The following is a 25,550-nucleotide window of genomic DNA, read 5'->3' as shown; positions in this document are numbered from 1 at the left end:
AAATTATGCTATGTTATTAAAAGTGATAAGGTTTCATAAACCAGCTGTGTTGGTAAACCAACTACGTTAGTGTATGAGCCTTTAATTTTTTCAATACCTATGAGACCTATCCATTCTTGAATGCCGTATGCACCGGCTTTATCGTAAGGTTGATATTCCTTTATATAATGTTGAATTTCATCTTCCAATAAATTCTTGAACTTGACTTCTGTTATTGAATGTTGAACTATCTGTCGTTCAATTGTGGTAAAACATACAGAAGAAATGACCTGATGCCAATCTCCAGATAGTTTTTTTAGCATTTCTTCAGCCTCCGTGTTATCTTCTGCCTTGGCCAAAGATTCATTATTATGCCAAACAACCGTATCTGAGGTTATTAGAATATCTTTTGATTGTAATTCCGGTAAAAATACTTCTGCTTTTAATTTTGCTAGATAGTCAGATATTTCTGCTCCTTTTAATTCAGCTGGATAGACTTCATCTACAGATCTGATTCTCACTTCAAAATCAAGCTCCATTTCTTTAAAAAACTGATGCCTTCTTGGTGAGCCAGATGCTAAGATTAGATGATGCTCTTTAAGTTTATTCTTCAGCATATACTAGTCGTTTGCAGCACTAAAGTGGCTGGTCCAATCTCCTCGTACTTTTAAAACCTGTTCAATGACATCACGTACACAGCCATGACCGCCATTTATATGCGAAATGTATTGACTTACACTTTTAACTTCTGCAACAGCATTCTGAGGGCAAGTAGCTAAAGCAACCGCTTGTAATGGTGGAATGTCTGGTATGTCATCACCCATATATAATATGTTTTCGGATTCTATATGATAAAGATCCATGTATTCCTCTAACGCATCCATTTTGTAATGTGCACCCATATAGATATCTGTAACTCCAAGTGCTTTTAATCTTATGCGAACACCTTCATTTGTTCCTCCTGTGATAATACATACATTGTAACCTTTCTTAAGCGCAACTTTTAGGGCATAACCATCTTTTACACTCATTTTACGTAACAACTCTCCTTCGCTGGTAACTAAAAGACTTCCATCTGTAAACACCCCATCTACATCAAAAATAAATGTGGTAATATCTTTTAAATACTCTTTATAACTCTTTTCCATGTTTTTCTTTTATTGCGTTGCTTAAAAGGGTGTACAGTTCCCTTTGGTGTTTGTCTTTTATGATTTGTAAATGATTATGTAATGTTTTTTGGTCTCCGCGTTTTGCTGGTCCCGTTTGTGCCTGCATGGGTGTTAATGTGTCTAATTTTGCAGCCGTTTCTTTAATAAGGGGTTTTAACAATGAGAAATCTAAGTCATGCTCTGCACAAATATCAGATCCCATGGTAAACATGTAATTAGTGAAATTATTCACGAATACCGCAGCCACATGTAGTGTTTTTCGCTGCTCAGAATCTATTTCAACTACATTTTTACTAAGTTGTTTCCCTAGTGTTGTTAATATTTCAAGATCTTTATTGTTAGTCGCTTCTATGCAAATAGGAATATCATCAAATGAAATAATTTTCCCTTTTGTAAATGTTTGTAATGGATAAAAAATACCTGGTCTATTTGCAGATTTTATAGCGTTAAGCGGTGTTGCGCCAGAAGTATGGACTAAAATGCCTTCTACATTTTTAAAATTTTCGCCAACTGTACTTATAGCATCGTCAGAAATGGCTAGTATGTAAACATCCGCGCTTATATCACTAGTAAATTCAGTACTAATTAGTGCAATGTTGCGTACAAATGCCAAATGTTCTCTATTTCTGCCTATTACCTGCTTTACGGTAACATCTGCAGACTTTTGGAATGCATGAAACAGATTTTGTGCTACATTACCAGAACCTACTATAACTACTGATATCATACTGCAAAAGTACAAAGTTTATAGAAGTCTTTTTGTATTAAAATTAACAGTTTCAATGAAGTTTAAAAGAGATAAAAGGCATTCGTAAATGGTGAAAAGGCCTTATTTTTGCATCTTGAAAATCAACTCCTATCTTCCATGACGGAAATGTTCAAAAAAATATTTTTCTCTACACGTTTAATGTCCATCCTATTTATCGTTTTTGCCACAGCAATGGCTTTCGGTACTTTTATAGAAAGTTGGTACAGTACAGAAACTGCGCGAATCTGGATTTATAATGCATGGTGGTTTGAAGTAATCATGGTATTCTTTGTAATCAATTTTCTTGGTAATATCTCTAGATACCGTTTACTGCGATTAGAGAAATGGCCAGTTTTAGTGCTGCATTTATCTTGGGTATTGATTATAATTGGAGCTTTTGTAACGCGTTATATCAGTTTTGAAGGTATGATGCCTATACGTGAAGGTAAGACGGAAAAAGTATTCTATTCTGATAAAACGTATCTAACAGTTTATGTTGATGGTGAAATTGAAGGTGAGGCACGAAGAAAAGTATTAGAAGATGATTTGATCGTTACTCCAGAAGCTATTAAATCTAACCTTCCATGGAAAGCCGATTTTAATGGTGAAGATTTTGAGGTTTCTTATGTTGAATTTATAAAAGGAGCTAAGCAAGGTCTACTGCCAGATTCTAATGGAACTAAATTTCTAAAGATTGTTGAAGCAGGTGACGGTGAACGTCATGATCACTATTTGGAAGATGGGAAGGTGGCCAGTATACATAATGTACTTTTTGCATTAAATAATAATACAGATGGTGCCATCAATATTATGACCACAGATTCTATATATCAGATTTACTCTCCTTTTGATGGTAACTATATGCGTATGGCAGATCAGTTTCAAGGTGTTTTAGTGAAAGATAGTTTACAACCCTTAGTATTGCGTTCGTTATATAATACTGCTGGTATGCAGTTTGTAATTCCGGATTCTGTAACACAAGGTTCATACGGTATAGTTGAAATACCCGATGCAGAGAAATCTAAAATAGATCAAGATGCTATAGTTTTTGATGTTACTGCGAATGGAGAAACAAAACAAATTAAATTATTAGGCAATAAAGGACCTTCGGATTTTAGTGAAAAAGTAAATGTTGGTGGACTCAATTTTTCTATTCGTTACGGATCAAAAGTTTATGATTTACCTTTTGGTATTAAGTTGAATGATTTTATCGCCGAGAAATATCCAGGCACGGAAAAAGGGTATTCTTCATATATGAGTAGAGTTACTATTGAAGATGAAAGACCTTTTGACTATGATATTTTTATGAATCATGTGTTAGACCACCAAGGGTATCGCTTTTTTCAATCTAGTTTTGATCCTGATGAAAAAGGTACTGTTTTATCTGTAAATCATGATTTTTGGGGAACATGGATTACTTACATTGGGTACTTTCTTTTATACATAGGGTTAATGGGGATTATGTTTTTCGGTAAAACTCGTTTTAAAGATTTGGCGGATTCTTTGGATACATTAAAGGTCAAGAAGAAAAAAATGTTTGGAGTAATAGCCGTTTTAATGGCATTCTCGTTTTCTTCTTTTGCGCAAGAACAACATACACCAGAGGAAGGACATCAACAAGCACCAAGTAAAGCACAAATAGATTCTTTACTAGAAGCTAGTATGGTCAGTAAAGAGCATGCCGATAAATTTGGTAAGCTGGTCATACAAGATGAAGGTGGGCGTATGAAGCCTATTAACACATTTTCATCAGAACTACTTCGTAAGCTAAGCTTGAAAGATACTTATTTGGGCTATACATCTGATCAGATTTTGCTTTCTATGATGATGAATCCTGCGGTTTGGTATAACACGGAGTTCATTGCACTGGATAAAAAATCGCAGAATGATAGTATTAGAAATGTGATAGGAATACCTTCAGGGCAAGAGTATGTAAAAGCAACGGATTTCTTTGATAAAAAAGGACAGTACAAGTTAGAACCTTTTTTAAGAGAGGCTACAGCAACCGCAAATCCGAATAAATTTCAACAAGATTTTAAGGATGCCAATATTAGATTGAGCCTTTTGAATCAGGCATTAGGGCAAGATATCATTAAGATATTTCCGCTACTGGATGATGAGAATAATAAATGGATTTCTGCTGTTGAGTACAGAGGAGGTCAGTATGAAATTAGAGATTCGTTGTATTCTAACTTTGTAAAAAATGCAATGCCGTATTATTTAATGACCTTAGGTAAAGCACAACAAAGCGGAGATTATGCTTCTGCAGATAAACTGTTGGCTGCATTTCACCAAAATCAACTTAATCATGGTAGTGAAGTTTTGCCTTCTCAACAGAAAGTAGATCTTGAGGTGATCTATAATAAACTTAACATTTTCAATAGGTTATATCGGTTTTATGCGCTTGTTGGTTTGTTGATGTTTTTCACCTTAATATTCCAAATATTTAAAGATCGTTCTATTTGGAGGGTGGCAATTTATTTCTTTAAAGGAACTATTATGCTACTGTTTTTGTGGCATACTGCAGGTTTGGTCATGCGTTGGTATATATCTGGTCACGCACCTTGGAGTAATGCTTACGAAAGTATTTTATATGTAGCCTGGGCAACCATGGGTATTGGTTGGGCGCTAGGTCGTAAAAGTGATATGACATTTGCGGCATCTGCATTTGTGACATCTATGCTTTTATGGATAGCACACCAAAGCTGGATAGACCCATCTATTGCTAACTTACAGCCTGTTTTAGATAGTTATTGGTTAATGATACATGTTGCGGTTATCGTTGGTAGCTACGGTCCGTTGACTGTAGGTATGATCTTGGGTCTAGTTTCATTGATTTTGATGATTTTGACCACCAAAAAGAATAAAAAACGAATGGCAATCAATATAAAAGAATTGACCATAATCAATGAATTGGCATTGACTACAGGGCTTGTCATGCTTACTATAGGTAACTTTTTAGGAGGGCAATGGGCAAATGAAAGTTGGGGTCGTTATTGGGGCTGGGATCCAAAAGAGACCTGGGCACTTGTTTCTATTATGATTTATGCCTTTGTAATACACACAAGGTTAGTACCAGGTTTAAGAGGTAAATGGACATTCAACTTTATGAGTGTCGTATCCTTCGGTAGTATTATGATGACCTATTTTGGAGTTAACTTTTACTTAGTAGGTCTGCATAGTTACGCAAGTGGAGCACAGGTAATTACACCAATATTTATATACTATTTGGTTGCCGGAGTGCTAGTTTTAGGTGGTATCAGCTATTGGAGATTTAAAGTTAATTATAGTAAATAAGATAAAATACATAGTATTAAAAAGCCTCATGGAAACTCCATGAGGCTTTTTAATTTCCAGTAGTTTGTGAAAATTTAGTTTTGACTATCAAGCAAATCCATTAGTTCTTCAGCTGCTACCTTTCCTTTTTGTTTTAAGAAATATCTTGGTGTATTATCACCCAACTCGAAAACAATAGCTGGCATATTGTGATTTACATAAAAATAATTACGTGAAACCATAGTTGGTTTTATCGTTGTAGAAGGTTTTACATTCGTATGCTTTTGAGGTAATCTATTGGTGATATTATTTATCCAATCAAAAACAATTTTTCCTTTCTCACCAGTAATTGTAGTATCGATAGGGTAGTAGATATCGTCCCATGTAGAGTGGAAATCTGCACCGAAGACAAACTCATATCCTTCAGATTCTTTCTTTACCAAAAAGTCTCTAACACTTCTTGTTTCTGGTTGATTGAAATCTTGCCAATCTCTATTTAAATCTATACCGCCCATATTATGACGCCAGTTGCCGTTATCAACACCATCAGGGTTCATTAATGGCACAACAAATAAATCATAGTTTTCTCTAAATTTTTGAGCTTTTGGAGAGTCTCCGCTTAAAGTTTCAATAAATGATTTCATCGCTAGAAATCCGGTAACTTCTGGAGGGTGTTGCCTAGAAATAACCATAACGGCTTTTTTGTGTTCTCCGTCGCTGACTTCCATCAAGTTCATGGCTCTTTGCTCTCTACTTTTTCCAATTTCATAAGTAGAGATAAAAGGTTTCGTAGTTAAAGAATCTATCCAATTTTTTACTCGTGTAGAGCCGTAAAGTTCTTGGGCTGTTATGAAAGTAGGTACTTCGCTACTCTTTATTTTTATTTCTACAATCTCTGGTACTGCCTTAATACCGAAATCACCCGTTCCTTTATTTATACCTGTGAAATTGGTACTATCTAATGGAGTAAAATTTTCACCATCAGTACTTATTTTAGGGTAATACCTACTTCTAGAGTCTTGATAAGTCATTTTAATGGTGATGGTTTTAGGCGTTTTTGACCAAACTTTAAACGCGTACCACGGACTTACGTTTACCGGAGTGTTTTCAGCGGTTATTAAGGCTGTATAGTTATTATTTCCGTCAGCCGTTATTCCGTTTAATCGTCCGCTTTCAAAGTCATTGCTAAAAAACGTAGTTTCATTGTCAAAGGTCCAAATGCCCTTCCATTGTTTTTGTACAGGTTTAGATAAAGTAGATACAACGGCGCTTTTACCTTGACCTTGATAACCTTGAGCAGCAGGTTTTTGATTTTTACATGCAATTATGAATATTATAAGAAATGCTATATAGAATACTTTTTTCATGTTTAGAATATCAGTTAGTTTAAGTCCTGGGTAGTTTGTATTATAAATCTATCAACTATAAATGAAAAGTTTCTACGTTTATTGGCAAAATTTATGAAGTATTCCATATTTCTTAATACAAGTATTCTTTTATTGAGGTATTCGTGAAATCGATGTTTTTTTGAAAGGTTTACACTAGTTGTAAGACATAACTAGAGATTTTAAAATTAGAGTATCTGTAAAGTTGAATAAGATTCATTTACATTCTAATTCCTTACCTTTATTTTCTATAATTAATTGCACATGAATTCGAATAAAAAAGGCTTTAATACCATATGTACCCACGTGGGTGAATTAGAGGATAAACAACACAGAGGAGCAGTATCTCCTTTATATATGAGTACATCTTATGCTTATGAAGATGTGGATGTAAAGCGTTACCCAAGATATTTTAATACGCCTAACCAAGAAGGACTTTGTAAAAAAGTTGCGGCTTTAGAGCATGCGGAATCGGCTCTTATTTTCGGTAGTGGAATGGCAGCTGTAAGTACGGCTTTATTAGCGTTCTTAAATGCTGGTGACCATGTAGTTTTACAACAGACTCTATATGGTGGAACATATAATTTAGTGAATGAAGAGTTTTCTAAATACGGAATTGAGTATTCTTTTACCGATGGTTGGCAGGCAGATGCTTTTGAGGCTCAAATTAAAGAAAATACAAAGGTTATTTATATAGAGACCCCATCTAATCCATTGCTAACAATTACAGATTTAGAAGCTGTTGCTACCATAGCAAAAAAGCACGGAATAATAACTTTAATAGATAATACATTCGCTAGCCCTGTCAATCAAAACCCTATAGATTTTGGTATTGATGTAGTTATACATAGTGCTACAAAATATATGGGTGGTCATTCAGATATTTGTGCCGGCGCAGTTGCTTCCACCACGGAAAATATGGAGCGTATATTTCATCTAGCTAAAAATTTTGGTGGTAGTTTAAGTGATTATACTGTCTGGTTATTAGAGAGAAGTATGAAAACCATGGGTATTCGTGTTAGGGCGCAAAATGAGAATGCTTTGGCAATGGCTCATTTTCTTAACGATTTAACTGACATAGAAAAAGTGTATTACCCTGGCCTACCATCTCACCCTGACCATGATTTAGCCAAAAAACAAATGAAAGGTTTTGGAGGAATGTTATCTTTTGAGTTGAATTCCAATTTGAATTCGTCTCAATTTCAGAAAAGCTTGCAATTAATAAAACCATCAATGAGCTTGGCAGGGGTAGAGAGTACTCTTCTTTCGCCTACACAAACATCCCATGCTTTAATGAGTGCAGAGGTAAGAGCGGAACAAGGTATTGCTGACGGATTAATTCGTTTTTCTGTCGGTATTGAAGAAGTGGAAGATTTAAAGGAAGATATTTTACAGGCTATAGTACAAATAAAATAGTAGACATAAATTACAATCAGTATAAAATGAAGTTGGATATTTTAGTATTTGGAGCGCATCCTGACGATGCAGAACTAGGGGCAGGTGGTACTATTGCCAAAGAGATAGCATTAGGTAAAAAAGTAGGTATCGTAGATTTAACCCGTGGTGAATTAGGTACAAGAGGATCAGCAGAAATACGTGATAGGGAATCAGCTGCTGCAGGAAAACTTTTAGGTGTATCAGTTCGAGAAAATTTAAGGTTTAAAGATGGTTTCTTTATTAATGATGAGTTACATCAATTAGAAATTATTAAAATGATCCGTAAATACAAGCCAAATACTGTTTTGTGTAATGCCATTGATGATAGACATATAGATCATGGTAAAGGTAGTAAGCTTGTTAGTGATGCCTGTTTTTTAAGCGGATTAAGACGTATTGAAACAAAAGTAGGAGAGGAGATTCAGCAAGAATGGAGACCTAAATTAGTATATCATTATATTCAGTGGAAGAATATTACTCCCGATTTTGTAGTAGATATTAGTGATTATATTACAGCTAAAACTGATGCTATTTTAGCATATACATCTCAGTTTCATGATCCTAAAAGTAATGAGCCGGAAACGCCAATAAGTAGTAAAACCTTTATAGAAAGTGTTCATTACAGAGCTAAAGATTTAGGTAGATTGGTTGGTGTTGATTATGCAGAAGGCTTTACGGTAGAAAGAATGGTTGCGGTAGATTCTTTGGATCATTTAATTTAGGCAGATTCTTTGTATTGCTTATGTATTCTAGGTATAGTAAAATAAAAACTAGACCCTTTACCTACAGCACTATGAACCCATATTTTACCATTATTTTTCTCTACCATTTCTTTGCATAAAGACAGCCCTAGTCCAGTACCTTTTTCGTGATTTGTGCCGTAGGTAGTATGGTTAGAGTCTTTTTTGAAAAGTTTGCCAATAACCTCTTCGCTCATGCCCATACCATTATCCTTGACATAAATTTCGCAAGTTTTAATCTTTTGAATCGCACCTATTATTATTTGACCATTATTAGGGGTGAATTTAAGTGCATTACTTAATAAATTTCGGATAATAATATCTATTTGATTTGGGTCAGACCAAATTTGACAATTGGGTTCTATTCTATTTATAAGTGTAATAGATTTCGCCTCGGCAATCTCTGATAGTAGCGACATGTTTTCTTCAACAATACTGTCTAAGTTTGTTACCGTTTGTTTTGTGATTGAACCATTCATTTGAGTCTGACCCCATGATAATAAATTGTTTAAAGTAAAGGATATAGTATCAATATCCACTTTTAGTTTTGGAACAAAGTTTAAGAATTCATCTTTAGACATTTCCCCTTCCTTAAATAATTTTAAAAGTCCCTGAAATGCTCCTATAGGTCCCCTTAAATCATGCCCGATTATTGAAAACAATTTATTTTTTGTCTGATTTAGTTCGTTTAAATAAGCTTGTTTTTCTTCTAAGTCGGCTTTTTTGTTGCGTAATTCAAGGTTTAGTTTTTTCTGCTCTTGCTGGTTTCTATGAATTATAAAAACAATTATAGAAAAGATGAATAGAATAACGATAAAAACATAGATGTAAATCTTTTGTTTGGCCAATGCTTTTTCGTTATCTATAATCAATTGTTGTTTCTGTTGATCATATTCCATTTTGGTCTTAAGCATATTCAGTGCCTTTTCATTACCGGTCAAGGTTAATGATTCATAGGTTACTTGATATAACTCATGATACCAAAGTGATTTTTCAAATTCATTTTTGTTTTTATGAATTTCAAATAACTGAAATGCACTATTTTTTATACCAGAGCGTAAACCAATTTTTTTAGAAAGATTAAATGCATTTAAAGCATAGACTTCAGCAATACTATCTTTTTTTAGATTTAGATAGGCTTCGGTCATACCATTCAGTAAATCTACTTTTCCACGATCATCTTCTATTTCTTTATGTAATAATTCGCTTTGTTTATACCAATAGAGTGCCCAAGTATTTTTATTTTTTTTGAGATATATTTTACCTTTTATTTCATAACTAAATGCAAGCCACTCTAAAATACGCTCTTTCTCAAAAACAGAAATGCTGCTATTTATGTTATACATAGCATAATCTAATTCGTTCATGTCAGCATAAGTAGATGCAATGTTACTCAAGGTTTCTGCCATATAGACAGGATTACCTATTTCTTCATGAATTGCTTTAGATTTTTTGAAAAAGACCATAGCCTGATTATAATCTTTTTGTTCCAAATACAAGTGGGCAATATTATCGTTTATTATAGAAACAGAGTTTTTAAAATTATTTTGTTCTGCTATTTCTATTGCTGCTAAATACCATTTTAAAGAAAGGGCATAATCACCTTTGTAACCATATTCTTTTGCTAAATCATTTAAAGTTCTAACTTTTAGAAAATGATTTTGATGTTTTTTTGCAAGATTATATGCTTTGGTAAAATATGAAATTGCCTGGTCTATTTTCCCCTTGTCAGAATAATAACCACCAATAGCATGATATGAACTTATTTCCCCATTAATATATATAGCTTTTTTACTTAATTCTAAACTTTGTTTACTTAGTGTAATCAAGCTATCTAAGTTATGAAAACGATACTCGTAAGAAAGATTAATTAGTTTGTGAATGTAAAGTGTATCCTTAGAATTAAAATTTGAAGATTTTTTAATATCTTCAAGTTCACCCATTAACTTTTCTCTTTTTGAAACTTGTGCTTTTAAAGTTTGTATGCCTAAGATGAAAAATATAACCATACAACCTAAAACAAGGTTGTGCGTAGAAAATGGTTTAATAATTCTAAAATTCATAGATATCACTATAATGTGATTCTAAAATTAGTTTAGAAGATTTGTCTAATGGAATAAATGTTGTGAAATGCGATTAATTGTGTGTTTTGTCGTTCTATAAGTGTAGTTCGTCGATGATTGTTATGTTAGGAAGTCATAAAAAATCTATAATAAGATGTAAAAATATTCTATGTTAATGCGCCTAATTTGTAGTAAATAGGTTTTTAAAAAATGTAGAAATAGAGATTTTAAAAAAATTAAGCCATATCTCTTGGTAGTTCAACGATAAATCGACTTCCTTTATTAGGTTGACTTTTAACCACAATATCACCATTATTTTTAACGACCATTGCTTTAACTAAACGAAGGCCTAGACCGGTGCCTTTTTCTGAATTAGTACCGTACTTTGAAAAATTTTCCGTATTGCTGAAAAGCCTTTTTACATCAGTCTCCGTCATGCCTACGCCTGTATCTGACACTTGTATTACTAAATTGTTATTTCTTATAGCAGTAGAAACTGTAATCATACCTTTTTTTGGGGTGAATTTAATAGCATTGTTAATGAGATTTCTGAATATTACATTGAATTGTTGCTGGTCTGCAAAAACATTGTGATTTCCCTCAATTTGATTATTTATAGTAATCGATTTTTTGTTAATTTCATTTCTATATAACTGAAGTATTATTTCTAATTCTTTTTTTACGGAAATACTTTTAATAGTAATTGTGCTACCTTTCATTTGAGTTTTACCCCAGTGTAAAAGATTGTCCATTGTAAATTGAACTTGTTCTATATCTTCTTTTAATTGCGGAGCAAATTTCTTAAAATACTTTTTTCCTTCTGGATCTTCTATATATAATGTTAGAATTTCACTAAGTGAATTGATTGGACCTCTTAAATCATGACCGACAATCGAAAAAAGATGATCTTGATTAGCATTTATTTGAGTAAGAGCTTTTTGGTTATCGTTTAAAACTCCTGCTTGCTTAGCTAGTTTTCTATTAAGTATTTTTTCTCGCTGATTAGCTTTTAAGATTATAAATACTATTACCATTGAAGTAAAAAGTGCTGCCAGTGACCATTTTACATATTTACGTTGTTCATTTAACTCTAATTCACTTTGAGCTTTAAAATCTTCAGTTTCTTTTTCGAAATTTAATTTTGCATTTAGCATTGTTAAATTACGTCTATTCTTTTTCTTAAAATTGTCGTTAGAAAGTTTTTCGGTTAATTCAAGATATTTTAATGATTCTGTCACATCATCTTGACTTTTGTTGATTTCATATAATTTTCTATATGCTTTTTCTAGACCGGCATCATAATCAGAAGATGCATATAGCGTGACACTTTCATTTATTATCTTCTCAGCTTTTTCTAAATTATTTAGACCAAAATATGATCTTCCCAGACCATATTTTATATCAGCTTTTGCTTTCACGTCATTAATGCCCTCATGCATATCAAAAGATTTCTGGTAATTTACTAAAGCATTTTCAAAATCATTTAATGTTAAATAATACAAACCTAAAGTAGAGTAGGTCCATACTAACCATGTTATTTGGTTATTTTTTTCCAATAGAGCTAATGTTTCATCTAATTCAATCTTAGCTTGATCTAAATTCCCTAATTCAATGTTTAAGAATGCCATATTACTGAGCATCATTGCTTCTTTTGTAGGGTCGTTTAATTTTTTGACGTGTTTAAAAGCTGCATCATAATATTTCAATGCCTCATCATAATCTTCAAGACGACTAAAAATAGTACCTAGATTCATATTCATTCGAAACAAGTGAAATTGATCACTATGCTTTTCTGCTATAGCAAGAGTATGTAAAAATTGGGTATATGTGGAGGGGTAGTCATTTTTGAAATAATATCCTTGACCTAGAATATTATAAATTTTCATTTCTGTTTTTGGAAAACTACTTAATTCAGGATTTTTAATGGTCTTTAAGGTAAAATCAATTGACTTGTCTGTTTGCCCGGTATATAGGTATAAAGTGGCAAGATTTGCCATTGCTTCAAGTTCACCATGTATGTAATTATTTTTCTTACTCAGTTCAAGTGCTCGTTCTGTGTTTATTAACATCGAGTCTTGCTCTATTAATCTTTGGTAATAAGAGAGCTGGTTTAGGTTGTCGATATATTCGGGTAAGTTTTCAGAAAAATCTGGAAAATTCTTTAATTGAGAAATTTTTTGATTAAAAAAGTTAATGCTGTCTTTTTGGGCTAAAGCATTAAAAAAGCTAAAACATACAAATACAAAAAATAAAAAAATATGTTTATAATTTGATATATAATACATTACGAATGCAGGATAAACTAAGTAGGTTGTTTTATTTAAGACTTAAAGTTAAAATAATAATATTAAACACTTCTTAAAATTAAATAATTCTTCAATTTTTAATTTATTATTTGTTAGAACTGTTTAAAAAAATTATCTTTGCACTCGCTTACAAATGGTGGTTGTAGCTCAGCTGGTTAGAGCATCGGTTTGTGGTACCGAGGGTCGCCGGTTCGAACCCGGTCTTCCACCCTAAAGCAGATAAAAAGTCTTGGATTTATTTCCAAGACTTTTTTGTTTTAAAGAGTTATATATAAATTTACAAAGCATAAAAAAGCCTAATAGTTTTCTATTAGGCTTTTTAAATTTATGTAGCTTGTAAATTAGTCTACTTTTAATTTTTTATCTCTATTGGCAATTTCCCAAGCTGTGTAGAAAATAAGTCTACTTCTATTTTCTAATAAATCATAATTAATTTTGTCTGGTGTGTCACTAGGTCTGTGATAATCGTCATGAGTACCATTAAAATAAAATATAATAGGAATATTGTTTTTGGCGAAGTTGTAGTGGTCACTTCTATAGTAGAATCGATTTGGGTCATTCTCATCATTGTAAGTATAATCTAATTCGATATTAGCGAATTTTTTATTTACCTCTTCTGAAAGATTATGAAGTTCCATGCTTAACTTATCTGAACCTATTAAATAGATATAGTTACGGTCGCCTTCACGTGCAGGGTCTATTCTACCGATCATATCAATGTTTAAATTTGCAACCGTATTGGCAAGTGGAACGATAGGGTCTACATCTGTATAATATTGCGAACCTAGTAAGCCTTTTTCTTCACCAGTAACATGCAAGAAAACAATAGATCTTTTAGGTCCATTACCTTCATCTGCTGCCTTTTTAAAAGCTTCTGCAATCTCTAATAATGCTACGGTACCAGATCCATCATCATCTGCTCCATTATTAATATCACCATCACCAGTAATACCGATATGGTCTAAGTGAGATGAAATAACTAAATATTCATTAGGTTTTTCAGACCCCTTTAAAATGGCAGCAACATTTTCTGATGCTATTTTGTCATTTGAGCTTTCAAAATTCAATTGTAATTTTTTACTCAAAACTTTAGGCTGGTCATCAGTGTCTATAGTTGATAAAAAGCTTTTGGCTAGAGTTTGATCAATAAATAAATTGTAGAATTGCGGAGCGTCGTTATCAACTATTTCCATTCTACCATTATTATTTGTTTTCATTGATTCAAACCTGCGCTTAAATCGACTGAAATTGGCGGAATCGTAGTAAAGCACACCTATAGCGCCTCTATCCATAGCGATTTGAACTCTCTTTGTTAATGATTCTGACATATTACTCCATTTAGAAGTTTCGTTAGTACCAGAAATTACAAAGGTACCGTCAGTATTTTTTGGCTCACCAGACTTCATTAAAACTATCTTACCTTCAACATTAAGGTCGTTGTAGTTAGAATAATTATCATCATCTATTCCATAAGCAGCATATATAATATCATCAGTTGATGTGTTGGCTGCTGAAAAAGTTAATACATGCTCCCCAACGTTGAAGTCGTTGCCATCAATACTTAATTTGCCAATAGGAAGTTTACTGATTTCTAATGGTACTTCTTGAAAATAATCGCCATCATTTTTAGCTGCGGGTATACCTAATTTTTCATATGCTGATTTTAAGTAAGCTATTGCTTTTTTTTGACCTGGTTGACCCGTTTCTCGACCTTCGAATTCATCTGAAGCATAAATGTATAAATGATCTTTTAATTCTAATTCAGTGATGGTTTCTGCATATGAAATTTCAGATGCAATCGTTGATGCTGTTTCTGTAGCGGCATCACTAACGGTTTTTTGCGAAGAATTACATGACATGGCCGAAGCGACCAAAAATACTAGTGTTTTTTTCATTTTTATGGTAATCAAATTTTTTCAAAAATAATCAAATCTTATCTTGTTTGAATGTGGCATTCTATATTCAAATACTTCGGTAGCTCTTATTTGTTTAAAGCCTTTGTAATAGCAGCTTCTACCAATGGTTCCATTACTTTGTAACCATCAATTGTTGGGTGTACTTCATCTTCGGCGTATTTTTTTGGTAGACCATTTCTTTCGTCTACCATCGTAGAGAAATAATCTAAATAAATATGACCATTAGTTTCGGCATATTCTTTTATCATTTTGTTTAAAGCAATTATTTTTCCAGATGGTTCTACACCTGATTTCCAAGGGTAGTCGTAAGCTGGTAGGGTAGAAGACAAAATAACTTTAATGCCGTTAGCATGGGCAAGTTCTGCCATTCCTTTTATATTATTCATAATCATCTCTAAGGTTGACGGACCTGTATTACCGGCTATATCATTGGTGCCTGCTAGTATGATCACCACTTTCGGATTCAGATTAATAACATCTTGTCTAAAACGGATAAGCATTTGAGGAGTTGTTTGCCCGCTAATACCTCTGTTAATATATGGTTTGCCTTCAAAAAATTCTGGTCTGTTATTTAACCACCCTATGGTAATGGAGTTGCCCATAAATACAATACGATTTTCATTGTCCTGTAATTCTGGAACAGTTGAATTGGCTTCTTTAAAATGGTTTAAATCTGCCCAATCTTGTGCATGTATTGTAGTTAACCCTAATAATGATAGCATACATGATATAATTAATACATTTACTTTTTTCATTTTAGTTGTTTATGCTTTTTCAATTTTTGCTTGTTCAGCACTTGTAAGCGGAACACTTTTTATGATATTACCTTTATTAGGTCGCTGTACTGCTAAGTAAGCTATTAAACAGATTGATATGACCAATGGTAGTGCATTACCAGAATTGTTATATGCAAAAAGACCAATAAATGCAGGTATTTCTATAAGAGTATATTTAAGTTGTAAGGCAGACTTATATTTTCTTAATTTATCCTCTAAACTGCTTTCTATTTGAATACTGGAAATCATTTTTTTAAAAATCCACTGACTTCCAAAATAACCGACCATGGCAAAAAGTGGTACTACATAAAGCAACATACCCTCAATTGTAGTGTTAGAGTTGAATGAATTGACTTTATAAATCACCCAAATAGTGATAACGACTAATACGCCCAACAATAATAAATGTACTATTGACAGGCTTTTAATAAAATTCTTTAAATCCATAAGCTATATAATTTTCTAAGATAATATAAATAATAAGCATAAAGAATAGAAGTCTTTATTTGTACCACTATTATAACATTGTTCATCTTGTAGAATTTTTATATTTGCACGGTATGAAAAAAATACTAGCTATTCTTCTTTTCTTGTTTTCCATTAATGGTTCTTATAGTCAGATCAAGCAAGATAAGGTGCTGCACTTTTTAGGCGGGAATTTATACGGATTAGTTGGTGCTGGCATTGCAAATGAAATTTCTGACGGGGATAGAACTTGGACGTTTGTTGGTGCAGTTGGCGGTAGTTTACTTATAGGTTTGGCAAAGGAAGGTATTGATCAAAACCAATATGGCGGATGGAGCAATGAAGATCTTCTAGCTACCGTTCTAGGAGGTGTTACCGTTGGGGTTACTATTGATATTTTTAAGAAGAGAAAGCAGCGTAAAAGAGAAGAATTGTTTAGAAATGCAATTAAGTCTGCCGATACCGGATTTCAAAAGAAATTCCCAATAGAAACAACGGAAATAAATTCATTGCTTGTATTGGGAATGTCTACTACTGTATTAGAAAAATAATTTTCTAATATTTTTAATATTTAGCGCTTCTATCTGTAGCGATTGTGCGCTTAATAAATTCACGAATATCATCATTTGCAGTTTTTAAATCTTCTCTTCTTAAGTACATCATATGTCCTGATCGATAACCTTTAAAGCTAAAACGATCTTTCATACGACCGCTCGGGTCTACTTGCCACATTGTATATTTTGCATTGAAATAGGTAGTTGCACCGTCATAATAACCAGATTGAATCATAACGTTCAAATATGGATTTTGTGCCATTGCCTGTCTTAGATTATCACGGGTGTTATCATTTTCATTGTTCCAAGGGCGTACTGGTCCAAAAAGGTTGTATTTTACATCGGTTTTGAAATTCAACTCTTCTTGTAAGTAGTAATTAATTGCCGGTGCAAAACTATGAAGCCAAGATGTCAATTCAGAATTGTAATCTGGTTTCATACCTGCCAATTGCTTGTCAATACCGAGGTATCTTGAGTCTAAACGACCGACCGTATGACCACTTTTATCTTTTAAAAGGTTTTTCCAATAGAACGAGGTAGGTACTACTAAATTTTGATCCAGAATATCTTTTTTGTTTAGCCCAGAATAATAAGCCATTTTTTCAGCAATAGCTTCTTTTTCACTGGTCTCTAAGAATCCTCCTTTTGCTAATGCGGGTATCAATTTGTCTATGGTATAGGCTTCTGATTCTGGTAAAATTTCTAGTAAATCTTTACTTTGTAATGCTGGTGGTAATACTTTATGATGCCAAGCTGCAGCAGTAAAATATGGTAAGTTAATAGCTTCTGCTACAGGACCCGAATTACGAATTACTTTATAATCTGCAGGTGAAACCATAATAACACCATTTAAATACATCCATTGTTGATTTTGTAAAGCTAATGATAGTCCCATAACACGTGTGCCACCATAACTTTCACCAATAATATATTTAGGAGAACGCCATTTGTTATTTCTAGTAACAAAGGTGTTTAGCCATTCGGCTAAATACTTGATGTCTGCATTAATACCGAAGAACTTATCCCTGTCCACCTCTTTACCGTTTGCGGGTATGGTACGGCTGTATCCCGTATTTACAGGATTCACATATACTATATCTGCAACATCTAATACCGAATGCGGATTTGCACTTACGCCATAAGGCTGCACTGGGTAACCTTCATCGTCGATCTTTAATATTTTTGGTCCTGTATACGCCAAATGCATCCAAACAGAACCAGATCCCGGTCCGCCATTAAACGATATTAATAATGGTCTTGCAGCTGAATCTTTAATATTATTTCTGGTATAATAGGTATAATGTAAAGAGGCAATGGGTTTTGCATTTTCATCCCATACAGGTTGCGTACCGGTTTGTGCCGTGTACGAAAAAGTTGATCCATTAATGGTGGCTGTATGCTGTGTGGTAATTACGGTATCTATGGGTAATTCCCTAGACTGACCAATGGCAAACGTAGTTGCCAAACAAATTGATAGTTGTAGTAATTTTTTCATGGTTTGATAAGGTTCTGTTGTCTAACGAAAATAAGAATAAATGCTTAATTTTTAGTTCTATTAAATTGGATTGAACCTTAAATGCAGATTAACCATTTTTACTGATTATTTTAAAGAATAAGCTATTTTAAAACCATGTTTATTCTTAATGTAAAAATTATCAAATGATTCGTGAAGTTCAATGTTTTTTATTTAAATTTCTTATGTATAAAATAAACATATGAAACATTTAACAAGACGTTCTTTTAGTAGCCTGACCACGAAAGGAGTTATAGGCACTGCATTATTTGGTAGTATTGCATTAGCAAAAGGCTTTACAACTGGGCAAGATAATAAGAAGTTGGGTATAGCTTTAGTAGGTTTAGGCAGTTATAGTACCTACCAGTTGGCACCATCATTATTAGAAACAGAACATTGTTATTTAGCTGGTATTGTAACAGGAACTAAAGAAAAACAAGCTATTTGGTCCAATAAATATAATATCCCCAAGAAAAATATATATAACTACGAAAATTTTGATACCATAGTTAAGAACGATGATATCGATATCATTTATGTGGTATTGCCAAATAGCATGCATAAAGATTTTTGTATAAGTGCAGCTAAAGCAGGAAAACATGTCATATGTGAAAAGCCTATGGCGGTTAGCGTTGAAGAATGTGATGCAATAATTAATGCTTGTAAAGAGAATAATGTGAAGTTGGGTGTGGGTTATAGAATGCAAAGTGACCCTTGTACTCATGAGGTAAAGAAATACGTAAAAGAGAAAACTTTTGGTGATGTGCTTTTTGTTTCTTCTGATGCGGGTTATGTTTCAAATGGTAACCCAGATCAATGGCGTTTAAATAAATCTCTTTCTGGTGGTGGTGCCTTAATGAATATGGGGGTATATGCAATTCAAACAAGTATTTATGGTGTTGGCCAAAACCCTATTTCTGTTTCTGCGCAAGAGTTTAGTATAAGACCAGATTATTTTAAGGATACAGATGAAACCATTACTGCACAGTTTAAATTTGCAAATGGTGCCGTTGCTCAAATGATGACTTCACACAATGCAAATGGAAATCGCTTGAAAGTACATTGTTCTAAAGGTTGGTTTGAACTAGATCCCGCTCATAGTTACGGGCCCATAAGTGGTCGAACATCTAACGGAAATACAATAGAATTTCCTTTCAAAAAGCAACAAGCATTGCAGATGGACGATTTTGCAAAACATGTACTATTGAATACAGAAAACATAGCTCCGGGTGAAATGGGAAAAAGAGATATGATAATAGTTGAAGCTATTTATAAGTCAATATTAGAAGGCGGTAAAGAACAAGAGCTTTCTTTGGGTAATTTAGGTATAGTGTCTTAAAGTGCTTTAGGTCAGTGTTTTGATGTTTAAATTAACTTGAATTTTAAGTTTTGATTACTTGAATTTTAAGTTAATTTTACATCTTTACATAATAATAAAGTTGTCTTCATCAATTGCTAATTTTTAGCGAACCTTTCTTAAAGGTTGTCTGTATAGTTTTGGAATTCATAACCTAAAAACTATATTGATAATGAAAAAATCAAAAAATTTACTAATTAAGGCATTGTTTCTTTCTTGTCTAGGAATTGCAGTCATTAGCTGCGATGGAGAAGATGGAATTGATGGCACCAATGGTATCGATGGTGTTGATGGCACCGATGGCATTGACGGAGAAGATGGGGTTGATGGTGCTGATGGTCAAGATTTAACTTTGGCTGAATCTATACCATTAACTAGTTCTGTTACACCAAATGAATTATTTGAGCTAAAAGGTGCTTTCACAGGTTCTGCCGAGCTAAATATGATTATGTCTTCTGCTGATATTTTAGAATCTGATTCTACTTTCGTGTATGGTTCATATATGGATGGTGCTGCGCTTTTTCCTGCTGAAGATGGCAATTACGCATTGATCAATAATCTAGAAGCAGATTATTCTATAGCTAGAATAATGTTGAATTCTGACCTTCAACCTTTACAAGGAGATTATATTGTAAACTCCACAGCTACTGCTTTTACGGCAATGTGTTCTGGATCTGCCATTACTGTTGATGAGCACGGTTTTGGTCCTCTTTATCTTTCTGGTGGTGAATGGGGTGGCAATGCTAAAGGTGTTTTTAAAGTAAATCCTTTTAGAGCTACTGAAGATAGAGTAGAGGTAGAAAGGCTTCCTGCTCTTGGTGAGTGGTCTACTGAAAACGCTGTGGTTATAGGTAAAGATGCATATACCACACAGACTGTTGTTTTTATGGGTGATGATCATAGTGACAATACTTACCCACAGGCACATTTCGGTATGTATGTAGGTCAAAGAGGAGATCTTTACGGAGGTGAATTGTACGTTTTAAGAGGTAAAAACCCTGTAGAATCTGCACCTGGTGAAGGCGGACAATTGTTTGAAATGGGGATGTCAGAAGATATTGCTTATGACGTAGAGTGGGTAGAAGTTACTGAAAGAACTATAGATGAATTAAATCAAGAAGCTATTGATTTAGGTGCTATAGGTTTTCAAAGAATTGAAGATATTGACTGGAGAAGAGGTACTGCCGAAGCTCAAAGAGAAATATACTTTAACGCAACAGGTAGAATTCGTGAAGATAACCCAGACCTTAACTTAAGAGGCACTGGTTTTGGTCGTGTTTATAAATTAGAATTAAACGAAACTGACCCAACGGCAGATGCAGTTCTTACGGTGGTGGTAGATGGTGATCTTGAAGGTGGCAAAGGTGATGGTATGCACTCTCCAGATAACATATTGGTTACTGAAAACTATGCTTACATTCAAGAAGATCCAAACGGTTATGCTGATTTAAATGCTGACATTAGCGGATTTGCTAAGTTATGGCAGTTAGACTTGAATACTGGTGATTTTGTTGAAGTGATGGAGTGTAACCAAACATTTGCATCTAGCGTAGGTATCGGAAATACTGATAGTATTTGGGAAATTACCGGGTTATTCGATGTTACTGATATCATTGGTGCATCTGAACCTACTTTTATAGGTGGTGCTCAAGTACATGGATGGAACTTTAGTACGACGCCTGATACTGCAGTAAGAGCCGACGGACTTAAGTTTGTTGATCCTACCGCGATTAATGAAGGTAGTGCTGCATTAGAAGGTTCCGTTATTTTTAAATTAACAGGCTTACCTAGATAATTAGTTTTATATAATCACATTAAAAGGTTCCCTTTATTGGGAACCTTTTCTATTCATATTAATTTTAAAAAGAAACATGAGAGTATTGTCTTGTAAATGGATTTTTGTTGGATTTATTATTTTTTTTCTCTCTTGTAAAAATGAGGAAACAAAGCTTTTGTTAGCAATAAACAAAGATGATCAATCAATGTTCAATGATGCAATTCGCGAACATTATTTTATCGCATTAGATAGTACTTCTTATTTTATGCAGCAAATAGATACTTTAAATACGCTGTCAAAGAATAAAAGTCTTTTTCTTAAAAGTAGAGAATGGTATAAACGGGTAGAACCTATGTTAATAGCATATGACTATGAAAACTATATTTCAATGAATGCTCCAAATTTATTGAAGGTAGAAATAGATGACCATCAAGATGTTAGAATTCAGAATCCAAAAAGTTTTCAGGTGTTAGAAGAGCTTCTTTATGATGAAAACGGATTTTCAAATAAAGAATTAAATACTGTTTTAGAATATTTAAAAATTAGAATTCCATTTGTACGCAAAAATCATATACTTATAACCCAAAGAGATAGGCATCACCTTAAAATGATTCGCGATGCCATTGTAAATATCGCTACAAAAGGCATTACTGGGTTTGACTCGCCTATGTTGGCTAATTCCCTAAACGAAGCCATCTATAATTACGAAACCTTACAGAGTATTCTAGTTATCTACAAAGATGCATTTGCAAATAAAAAATTGTACACGCAATGGGAAGATGAAATTACTGCTACCATTGATGTACTGAAAAATGGAAATTTTGATGATTTTGATCGTTATTCTTTTATAAAACTACACACTAATAAACAATTGGACTTAGTGGCTAAAACCGCGCAAGATTGGAATATTGAATTGAGTGAATCTAGGGCATTAGACCCTAAAGTAACTAGTTTATTTGACAAGAACTTTTTTAATATGAAAATGTTCTCTACCCAAAGAGCACCAGATATTACTGAAGAAAGAATTGAATTTGGTAGGCAGTTGTTCAATGATAAAGATTTATCCGGTTCCGGTACTATAAGTTGTGCCACTTGCCATGTAAAAGAGAAAGCATTTACTGATGGTCATAAAATTGCCAAGGGAATTAACGGACAAGATTTGCAACGCAATTCACCAACCTTAACCTATGCCGTTTACCAACGTTCTTTGTTTTATGATGGTAGGGCAGACGGACTTGAAGATCAAATTGTTGGTGTTACCAATAATGAAAATGAGTTTCATATCGATTTAGATCAACTAGAAGAGAAAATTCAAGCAAAATCAACGTATAAAGTTCAATTTGATTCGCTTTATGATGGTAAAATTACCGATATGAATGTTCGTAACGCTATAGCAACTTACATAAGAAGTTTAGCACCTTTCGATTCTAAATTTGATCGGAATATGAATAACATTGAAGAAACCATGACCAATGAAGAAGTTAAAGGATTTAACCTTTTTATGGGTAAGGCAGCGTGTGCCACTTGTCATTTTCCACCAGCTTTTAATGGTACCGTTCCACCAAAATATATGGAGAGCGAATTTGAAAATCTAGGAGTGCCAAAAAATGCAAGTTTTGAGAATCCTGTTTTAGATGATGACTGGGGGCAGTATTATCCTTACGAAGTAGAGGAGAAGAAGCATTTCTTTAAAACATCTACCGTACGAAATGTTGATTTAACCGGACCATATATGCACAATGGGGTGTATAAAACATTAGAGGAAGTGGTTGAATTCTACAATGTTGGTGGTGGTCAAGGTATGGGCTTAGATGTGCCTTACCAAACATTACCTCCAGATTCTTTGAATCTTACCAATGCAGAATCAAAGGCAATTATTGCTTTTATGAAAACACTGACCGATAAAAGATTTGAAAAAGAAGCAATAAACTAGAACTTTTCAAATACACCTAAACCAAAGAGAGCAAAATCATATTTAACTGGATCCAATGGGTCCAGTTTTCTAAGATTTTTATCCAACTCGGCTAGTGCCTTTGCATCGTTTTGTTTTCGTTTTAATATACCTAGTTTTCTAGCCACGTTGCCAGAGTGAACATCTAATGGGCAAGATAATTTTGAGGAATGAATACCTTTCCAGATTCCAAAATCTACGTTGGTGGCGGCATCTCTAACCATCCAACGTAAAAACATGTTTATTCTTTTTGCTGCAGAGCCCTTTAATGGGTCAGAAACATGTTTGGTTGTACGTTGCTCATACGGTAATTCAAAAAATATCTTCTTGAATTCTGAAATTGTGGGCTGTAGACTATCCTTTGTTTGATGTGTTGTAAAAACACCTTCTAATCCGTTATGATTTTTGTAAATATTTTTTAAACTCTGAATAAAGTAGGTAAGGTCAATGTCATTGAAAGTTCTATGAACAAAGCCGGCTAAATTTTCTAGATTATCATCAGAATGGTTGATTACAAAATCGTACGGACTTTGCCCCATTCTTTCCATGAGTTTATGCGAATTATTGATGATGCTCTTCCTGTTACCCCAAGCTATGGTTGCCGTTAAAAATGCACTTATTTCAATATCTTCTTTTAACGTAAAAAGATGTGGAATCTGTATAGGGTCAGTTTCTAAGAATTCAGGATTATTATACTGAAGAACCTTTTCGTCTAAAAATACTTTTAACTCACTTTTTGTCATTCAATGGGTATTTCTAAAATTTGCATTATCAATACGGGGACAATGAGCACCATGTTGTAACAAGCATGCAGTGCCATTGACCAAACCAGTCCAAATTTAACACGTATAAATCCTAAAAGAAAACCAACACCTATTTGTGGTGCGACCAATAATGGTGAAAACAATACGACTTGTGTGCTCATTTCAAAATTACTAATGTGCATGAAACCAAAAGCGATAGTGAATACATAGAAAGCATATTTGAAAAATTTTGAATCTTTAAAAAAGATTAATGGTCCTCTAAAAAGTAATTCTTCAAAAAAAGGAGCCACTACTACTGCTAAGAAGAAAATAAGTAAAGGGGAGTAGTTCTCGAACAAATCGTCCATTGCATGTTTGCCCACCTCAAGTTGAAGTAAATTTTCAACTCCACTAGCAATCAGTAAAAGCACAATGCTTGTGCATAATGCTATAATCAATAGCTTAAAAAATGTTCTTAATTTGTTGGCGAATGGATTAGTATTATCCTGTTTGTAAACCGGATTCTTGGCAAATGATAAAAGTTCTTCTAGCATCTGTTTTGCTTATGCTAAAATGATTTCTTTATCAACAATTTTACCATCTACCATGGTTAATTTTCTATCGGCCATTTCTGCCAGTTCACTGTTATGGGTAACGATAACAAACGTTTGTCCAAATTTTTCTCTTAATTCAAAGAATAGTTTATGAAGATTATCGGCACTTTCAGAATCCAAATTACCACTAGGTTCATCGGCAAAAATAATAGATGGATTATTAATTAATGCTCTTGCAACCGCAACGCGTTGTTGTTCTCCACCAGATAGTTCTGATGGCTTATGATTATAACGATGCGATAATCCTAAGAAATCTAAAAGTTCTTTAGCTCTTATTTCGGCATCGGTTTTTGGTGTTTTTTTAATGAATGCAGGTAAGCAAACATTTTCAATGGCTGTAAATTCTGGTAATAATTGATGAAATTGAAAGATGAAACCTATATGTTCATTTCTGAACTTCGCTAAATCTTTATCATTCAAATTAGTAGTTTCAATATTATTTATAAGAAGAGTACTGTCTTTTCGGTTGGACTGTACATCTAAGGTTCCCAAGATTTGTAATAAAGTAGTTTTACCGGCTCCTGAAGCACCAACAATGGAAACGATTTCTCCCTTCTTTATATGAAGGTCAACACCTTTAAGTACTTCTAATTCTCCGTAATATTTATGAATGTTAGAAGCTTTTATCATGAGAAAGTTGGTGTTAAAGTACAATTTTATTGAAATCCAAAATTAATCAAAAAGGAGCGGGCTAAAAATAGTTATTCGTTTTTAGTTTTAATCCTATTATAGTTTAAGCATGATTGAATATGGCAATACTGTCATGTGAACTATTTATGAT

Annotated in this window: 20 protein-coding genes and 1 tRNA gene; 8 read left to right on the top strand and 13 right to left on the bottom strand. The window is 33.5% G+C overall.

What is annotated here, in order from left to right:
- Positions 1–8: 8 nt before the first annotated feature.
- From ACJJVP_RS15745 to ACJJVP_RS15735, 3 genes are read right to left on the bottom strand one after another with little or no spacing between them, the layout of a single operon-like run.
- Positions 9–596 carry a Maf family nucleotide pyrophosphatase gene (locus ACJJVP_RS15745; RefSeq protein WP_405415074.1) on the bottom strand — a complete coding sequence of 196 codons (588 nt, stop codon included), beginning with the start codon at positions 594–596 and terminating at the stop codon, positions 9–11.
- 3 nt (positions 597–599) lie between these two features.
- A complete protein-coding gene (locus ACJJVP_RS15740) occupies positions 600–1,127 on the bottom strand; it encodes a KdsC family phosphatase (RefSeq protein ID WP_405415073.1) in 528 nt (175 codons plus the stop codon).
- Positions 1,111–1,875, bottom strand: a complete 765-nt coding sequence (locus tag ACJJVP_RS15735) for a Rossmann-like and DUF2520 domain-containing protein (protein ID WP_405415070.1) — start codon at positions 1,873–1,875, stop codon at positions 1,111–1,113. The genes ACJJVP_RS15740 and ACJJVP_RS15735 overlap by 17 nt, the downstream gene beginning before the upstream one ends.
- 138 nt (positions 1,876–2,013) lie before the next feature.
- Here ACJJVP_RS15735 and ccsA point away from each other — a divergent pair, with 138 nt between their 5' ends.
- Positions 2,014–5,193 carry a cytochrome c biogenesis protein CcsA gene (gene ccsA, locus ACJJVP_RS15730; protein ID WP_405415068.1) on the top strand — a complete coding sequence of 1,060 codons (3,180 nt, stop codon included), beginning with the start codon at positions 2,014–2,016 and terminating at the stop codon, positions 5,191–5,193.
- A 74-nt stretch (positions 5,194–5,267) separates the two neighbouring features.
- Here the strand turns inward: ccsA and ACJJVP_RS15725 are convergent, their stop codons facing one another.
- Positions 5,268–6,539 (bottom strand): M14 family metallopeptidase, encoded by a 1,272-nt coding sequence (locus tag ACJJVP_RS15725; RefSeq protein ID WP_405415066.1) that lies wholly within the window; start codon positions 6,537–6,539, stop codon positions 5,268–5,270.
- A gap of 282 nt (positions 6,540–6,821) precedes the next feature.
- Here ACJJVP_RS15725 and ACJJVP_RS15720 point away from each other — a divergent pair, with 282 nt between their 5' ends.
- Together ACJJVP_RS15720 and bshB1 are read left to right on the top strand one after the other, a co-directional pair.
- Positions 6,822–7,973 (top strand): trans-sulfuration enzyme family protein, encoded by a 1,152-nt coding sequence (locus ACJJVP_RS15720; RefSeq protein WP_405415065.1) that lies wholly within the window; start codon positions 6,822–6,824, stop codon positions 7,971–7,973.
- Positions 7,974–7,999: 26 nt separating this feature from the next.
- Complete coding sequence (gene bshB1, locus ACJJVP_RS15715; RefSeq protein WP_405415063.1) at positions 8,000–8,716, top strand: bacillithiol biosynthesis deacetylase BshB1; 717 nt, start codon at positions 8,000–8,002, stop codon at positions 8,714–8,716.
- On the opposite strand, the gene ACJJVP_RS15710 is transcribed toward bshB1, so the two are convergent.
- Entirely contained in the window at positions 8,713–10,797 is a 2,085-nt protein-coding gene (locus ACJJVP_RS15710) for an ATP-binding protein (protein WP_405415061.1), read from the bottom strand. The genes bshB1 and ACJJVP_RS15710 overlap by 4 nt on opposite strands.
- A 236-nt stretch (positions 10,798–11,033) precedes the next feature.
- Complete coding sequence (locus ACJJVP_RS15705) at positions 11,034–12,866, bottom strand: tetratricopeptide repeat protein (protein WP_405415058.1); 1,833 nt, start codon at positions 12,864–12,866, stop codon at positions 11,034–11,036.
- Positions 12,867–13,238: 372 nt separating this feature from the next.
- Between ACJJVP_RS15705 and ACJJVP_RS15700 the strand changes: the two genes are divergently transcribed.
- Positions 13,239–13,314 (top strand) — tRNA-His (locus ACJJVP_RS15700).
- A 130-nt stretch (positions 13,315–13,444) separates the two neighbouring features.
- On the opposite strand, the gene ACJJVP_RS15695 is transcribed toward ACJJVP_RS15700, so the two are convergent.
- The 3 genes from ACJJVP_RS15695 to ACJJVP_RS15685 form a co-directional block, all read right to left on the bottom strand.
- On the bottom strand, positions 13,445–14,998 hold the full coding sequence (locus ACJJVP_RS15695) for a M28 family peptidase (protein WP_405415056.1): 1,554 nt from the start codon (positions 14,996–14,998) through the stop codon (positions 13,445–13,447).
- An 86-nt stretch (positions 14,999–15,084) separates the two neighbouring features.
- Entirely contained in the window at positions 15,085–15,774 is a 690-nt protein-coding gene (locus ACJJVP_RS15690) for an SGNH/GDSL hydrolase family protein (protein WP_405415054.1), read from the bottom strand.
- Positions 15,775–15,783: 9 nt separating this feature from the next.
- Complete coding sequence (locus ACJJVP_RS15685; RefSeq protein ID WP_405415052.1) at positions 15,784–16,242, bottom strand: hypothetical protein; 459 nt, start codon at positions 16,240–16,242, stop codon at positions 15,784–15,786.
- A gap of 113 nt (positions 16,243–16,355) precedes the next feature.
- Here ACJJVP_RS15685 and ACJJVP_RS15680 point away from each other — a divergent pair, with 113 nt between their 5' ends.
- Positions 16,356–16,811 (top strand): hypothetical protein, encoded by a 456-nt coding sequence (locus tag ACJJVP_RS15680; RefSeq protein ID WP_405415049.1) that lies wholly within the window; start codon positions 16,356–16,358, stop codon positions 16,809–16,811.
- A gap of 13 nt (positions 16,812–16,824) precedes the next feature.
- On the opposite strand, the gene ACJJVP_RS15675 is transcribed toward ACJJVP_RS15680, so the two are convergent.
- Positions 16,825–18,309 carry a S10 family peptidase gene (locus tag ACJJVP_RS15675; protein WP_405415047.1) on the bottom strand — a complete coding sequence of 495 codons (1,485 nt, stop codon included), beginning with the start codon at positions 18,307–18,309 and terminating at the stop codon, positions 16,825–16,827.
- A 220-nt stretch (positions 18,310–18,529) separates the two neighbouring features.
- Here ACJJVP_RS15675 and ACJJVP_RS15670 point away from each other — a divergent pair, with 220 nt between their 5' ends.
- From ACJJVP_RS15670 to ACJJVP_RS15660, 3 genes are all read left to right on the top strand, one after another.
- A complete protein-coding gene (locus ACJJVP_RS15670) occupies positions 18,530–19,666 on the top strand; it encodes a Gfo/Idh/MocA family protein (protein WP_405415044.1) in 1,137 nt (378 codons plus the stop codon).
- Positions 19,667–19,856: 190 nt separating this feature from the next.
- Positions 19,857–21,479 (top strand): alkaline phosphatase PhoX, encoded by a 1,623-nt coding sequence (locus tag ACJJVP_RS15665; protein WP_405415042.1) that lies wholly within the window; start codon positions 19,857–19,859, stop codon positions 21,477–21,479.
- A 157-nt stretch (positions 21,480–21,636) separates the two neighbouring features.
- On the top strand, positions 21,637–23,394 hold the full coding sequence (locus ACJJVP_RS15660) for a cytochrome c peroxidase (RefSeq protein ID WP_405415040.1): 1,758 nt from the start codon (positions 21,637–21,639) through the stop codon (positions 23,392–23,394).
- On the opposite strand, the gene ACJJVP_RS15655 is transcribed toward ACJJVP_RS15660, so the two are convergent.
- Genes ACJJVP_RS15655 through ACJJVP_RS15645 form a run of 3 tightly spaced genes read right to left on the bottom strand, consistent with a single transcriptional unit; the run spans position 23,391 to position 25,399 of the window.
- Positions 23,391–24,155 (bottom strand): TIGR02757 family protein, encoded by a 765-nt coding sequence (locus ACJJVP_RS15655; protein ID WP_405415039.1) that lies wholly within the window; start codon positions 24,153–24,155, stop codon positions 23,391–23,393. The genes ACJJVP_RS15660 and ACJJVP_RS15655 overlap by 4 nt on opposite strands.
- The gene (locus ACJJVP_RS15650) at positions 24,152–24,709 is read right to left on the bottom strand and encodes a CPBP family intramembrane glutamic endopeptidase (protein ID WP_405415037.1); all 558 of its coding nucleotides are present in this window, start codon (positions 24,707–24,709) and stop codon (positions 24,152–24,154) included. Before ACJJVP_RS15650 ends, ACJJVP_RS15655 begins: the two co-directional genes overlap by 4 nt.
- A gap of 9 nt (positions 24,710–24,718) precedes the next feature.
- On the bottom strand, positions 24,719–25,399 hold the full coding sequence (locus ACJJVP_RS15645) for an ABC transporter ATP-binding protein (RefSeq protein ID WP_405415035.1): 681 nt from the start codon (positions 25,397–25,399) through the stop codon (positions 24,719–24,721).
- Positions 25,400–25,550 lie beyond the last annotated feature (151 nt).

The sequence above is a fragment of the Maribacter sp. Asnod1-A12 genome, assembly GCF_045063735.1.
In the GTDB taxonomy this organism is placed as follows: domain Bacteria; phylum Bacteroidota; class Bacteroidia; order Flavobacteriales; family Flavobacteriaceae; genus Maribacter.
Note: the sequence above shows the minus strand (reverse complement) of the source record. Positions and strands in the feature narration are given on the sequence as shown.

What these genes read in the sequence shown, in the direction of transcription:
- ACJJVP_RS15705 (WP_405415058.1), bottom strand. Translation starts at nt 12,866, where the DNA reads ATGTTAATAAACACAGAACGAGCACTTGAACTGAGTAAGAAAAATAAT.
- ACJJVP_RS15740 (WP_405415073.1), bottom strand. Translation starts at nt 1,127, where the DNA reads ATGGAAAAGAGTTATAAAGAGTATTTAAAAGATATTACCACATTTATT.
- ACJJVP_RS15745 (WP_405415074.1), bottom strand. Translation starts at nt 596, where the DNA reads ATGCTGAAGAATAAACTTAAAGAGCATCATCTAATCTTAGCATCTGGC.
- ACJJVP_RS15690 (WP_405415054.1), bottom strand. Translation starts at nt 15,774, where the DNA reads ATGAAAAAAGTAAATGTATTAATTATATCATGTATGCTATCATTATTA.
- ACJJVP_RS15675 (WP_405415047.1), bottom strand. Translation starts at nt 18,309, where the DNA reads ATGAAAAAATTACTACAACTATCAATTTGTTTGGCAACTACGTTTGCC.
- ACJJVP_RS15725 (WP_405415066.1), bottom strand. Translation starts at nt 6,539, where the DNA reads ATGAAAAAAGTATTCTATATAGCATTTCTTATAATATTCATAATTGCA.
- ACJJVP_RS15710 (WP_405415061.1), bottom strand. Translation starts at nt 10,797, where the DNA reads ATGAATTTTAGAATTATTAAACCATTTTCTACGCACAACCTTGTTTTA.
- ACJJVP_RS15650 (WP_405415037.1), bottom strand. Translation starts at nt 24,709, where the DNA reads ATGCTAGAAGAACTTTTATCATTTGCCAAGAATCCGGTTTACAAACAG.
- ACJJVP_RS15655 (WP_405415039.1), bottom strand. Translation starts at nt 24,155, where the DNA reads ATGACAAAAAGTGAGTTAAAAGTATTTTTAGACGAAAAGGTTCTTCAG.
- ACJJVP_RS15685 (WP_405415052.1), bottom strand. Translation starts at nt 16,242, where the DNA reads ATGGATTTAAAGAATTTTATTAAAAGCCTGTCAATAGTACATTTATTA.
- bshB1 (WP_405415063.1), top strand. Translation starts at nt 8,000, where the DNA reads ATGAAGTTGGATATTTTAGTATTTGGAGCGCATCCTGACGATGCAGAA.
- ACJJVP_RS15645 (WP_405415035.1), bottom strand. Translation starts at nt 25,399, where the DNA reads ATGATAAAAGCTTCTAACATTCATAAATATTACGGAGAATTAGAAGTA.
- ACJJVP_RS15680 (WP_405415049.1), top strand. Translation starts at nt 16,356, where the DNA reads ATGAAAAAAATACTAGCTATTCTTCTTTTCTTGTTTTCCATTAATGGT.
- ACJJVP_RS15665 (WP_405415042.1), top strand. Translation starts at nt 19,857, where the DNA reads ATGAAAAAATCAAAAAATTTACTAATTAAGGCATTGTTTCTTTCTTGT.
- ACJJVP_RS15670 (WP_405415044.1), top strand. Translation starts at nt 18,530, where the DNA reads ATGAAACATTTAACAAGACGTTCTTTTAGTAGCCTGACCACGAAAGGA.
- ACJJVP_RS15720 (WP_405415065.1), top strand. Translation starts at nt 6,822, where the DNA reads ATGAATTCGAATAAAAAAGGCTTTAATACCATATGTACCCACGTGGGT.
- ACJJVP_RS15735 (WP_405415070.1), bottom strand. Translation starts at nt 1,875, where the DNA reads ATGATATCAGTAGTTATAGTAGGTTCTGGTAATGTAGCACAAAATCTG.
- ccsA (WP_405415068.1), top strand. Translation starts at nt 2,014, where the DNA reads ATGACGGAAATGTTCAAAAAAATATTTTTCTCTACACGTTTAATGTCC.
- ACJJVP_RS15695 (WP_405415056.1), bottom strand. Translation starts at nt 14,998, where the DNA reads ATGAAAAAAACACTAGTATTTTTGGTCGCTTCGGCCATGTCATGTAAT.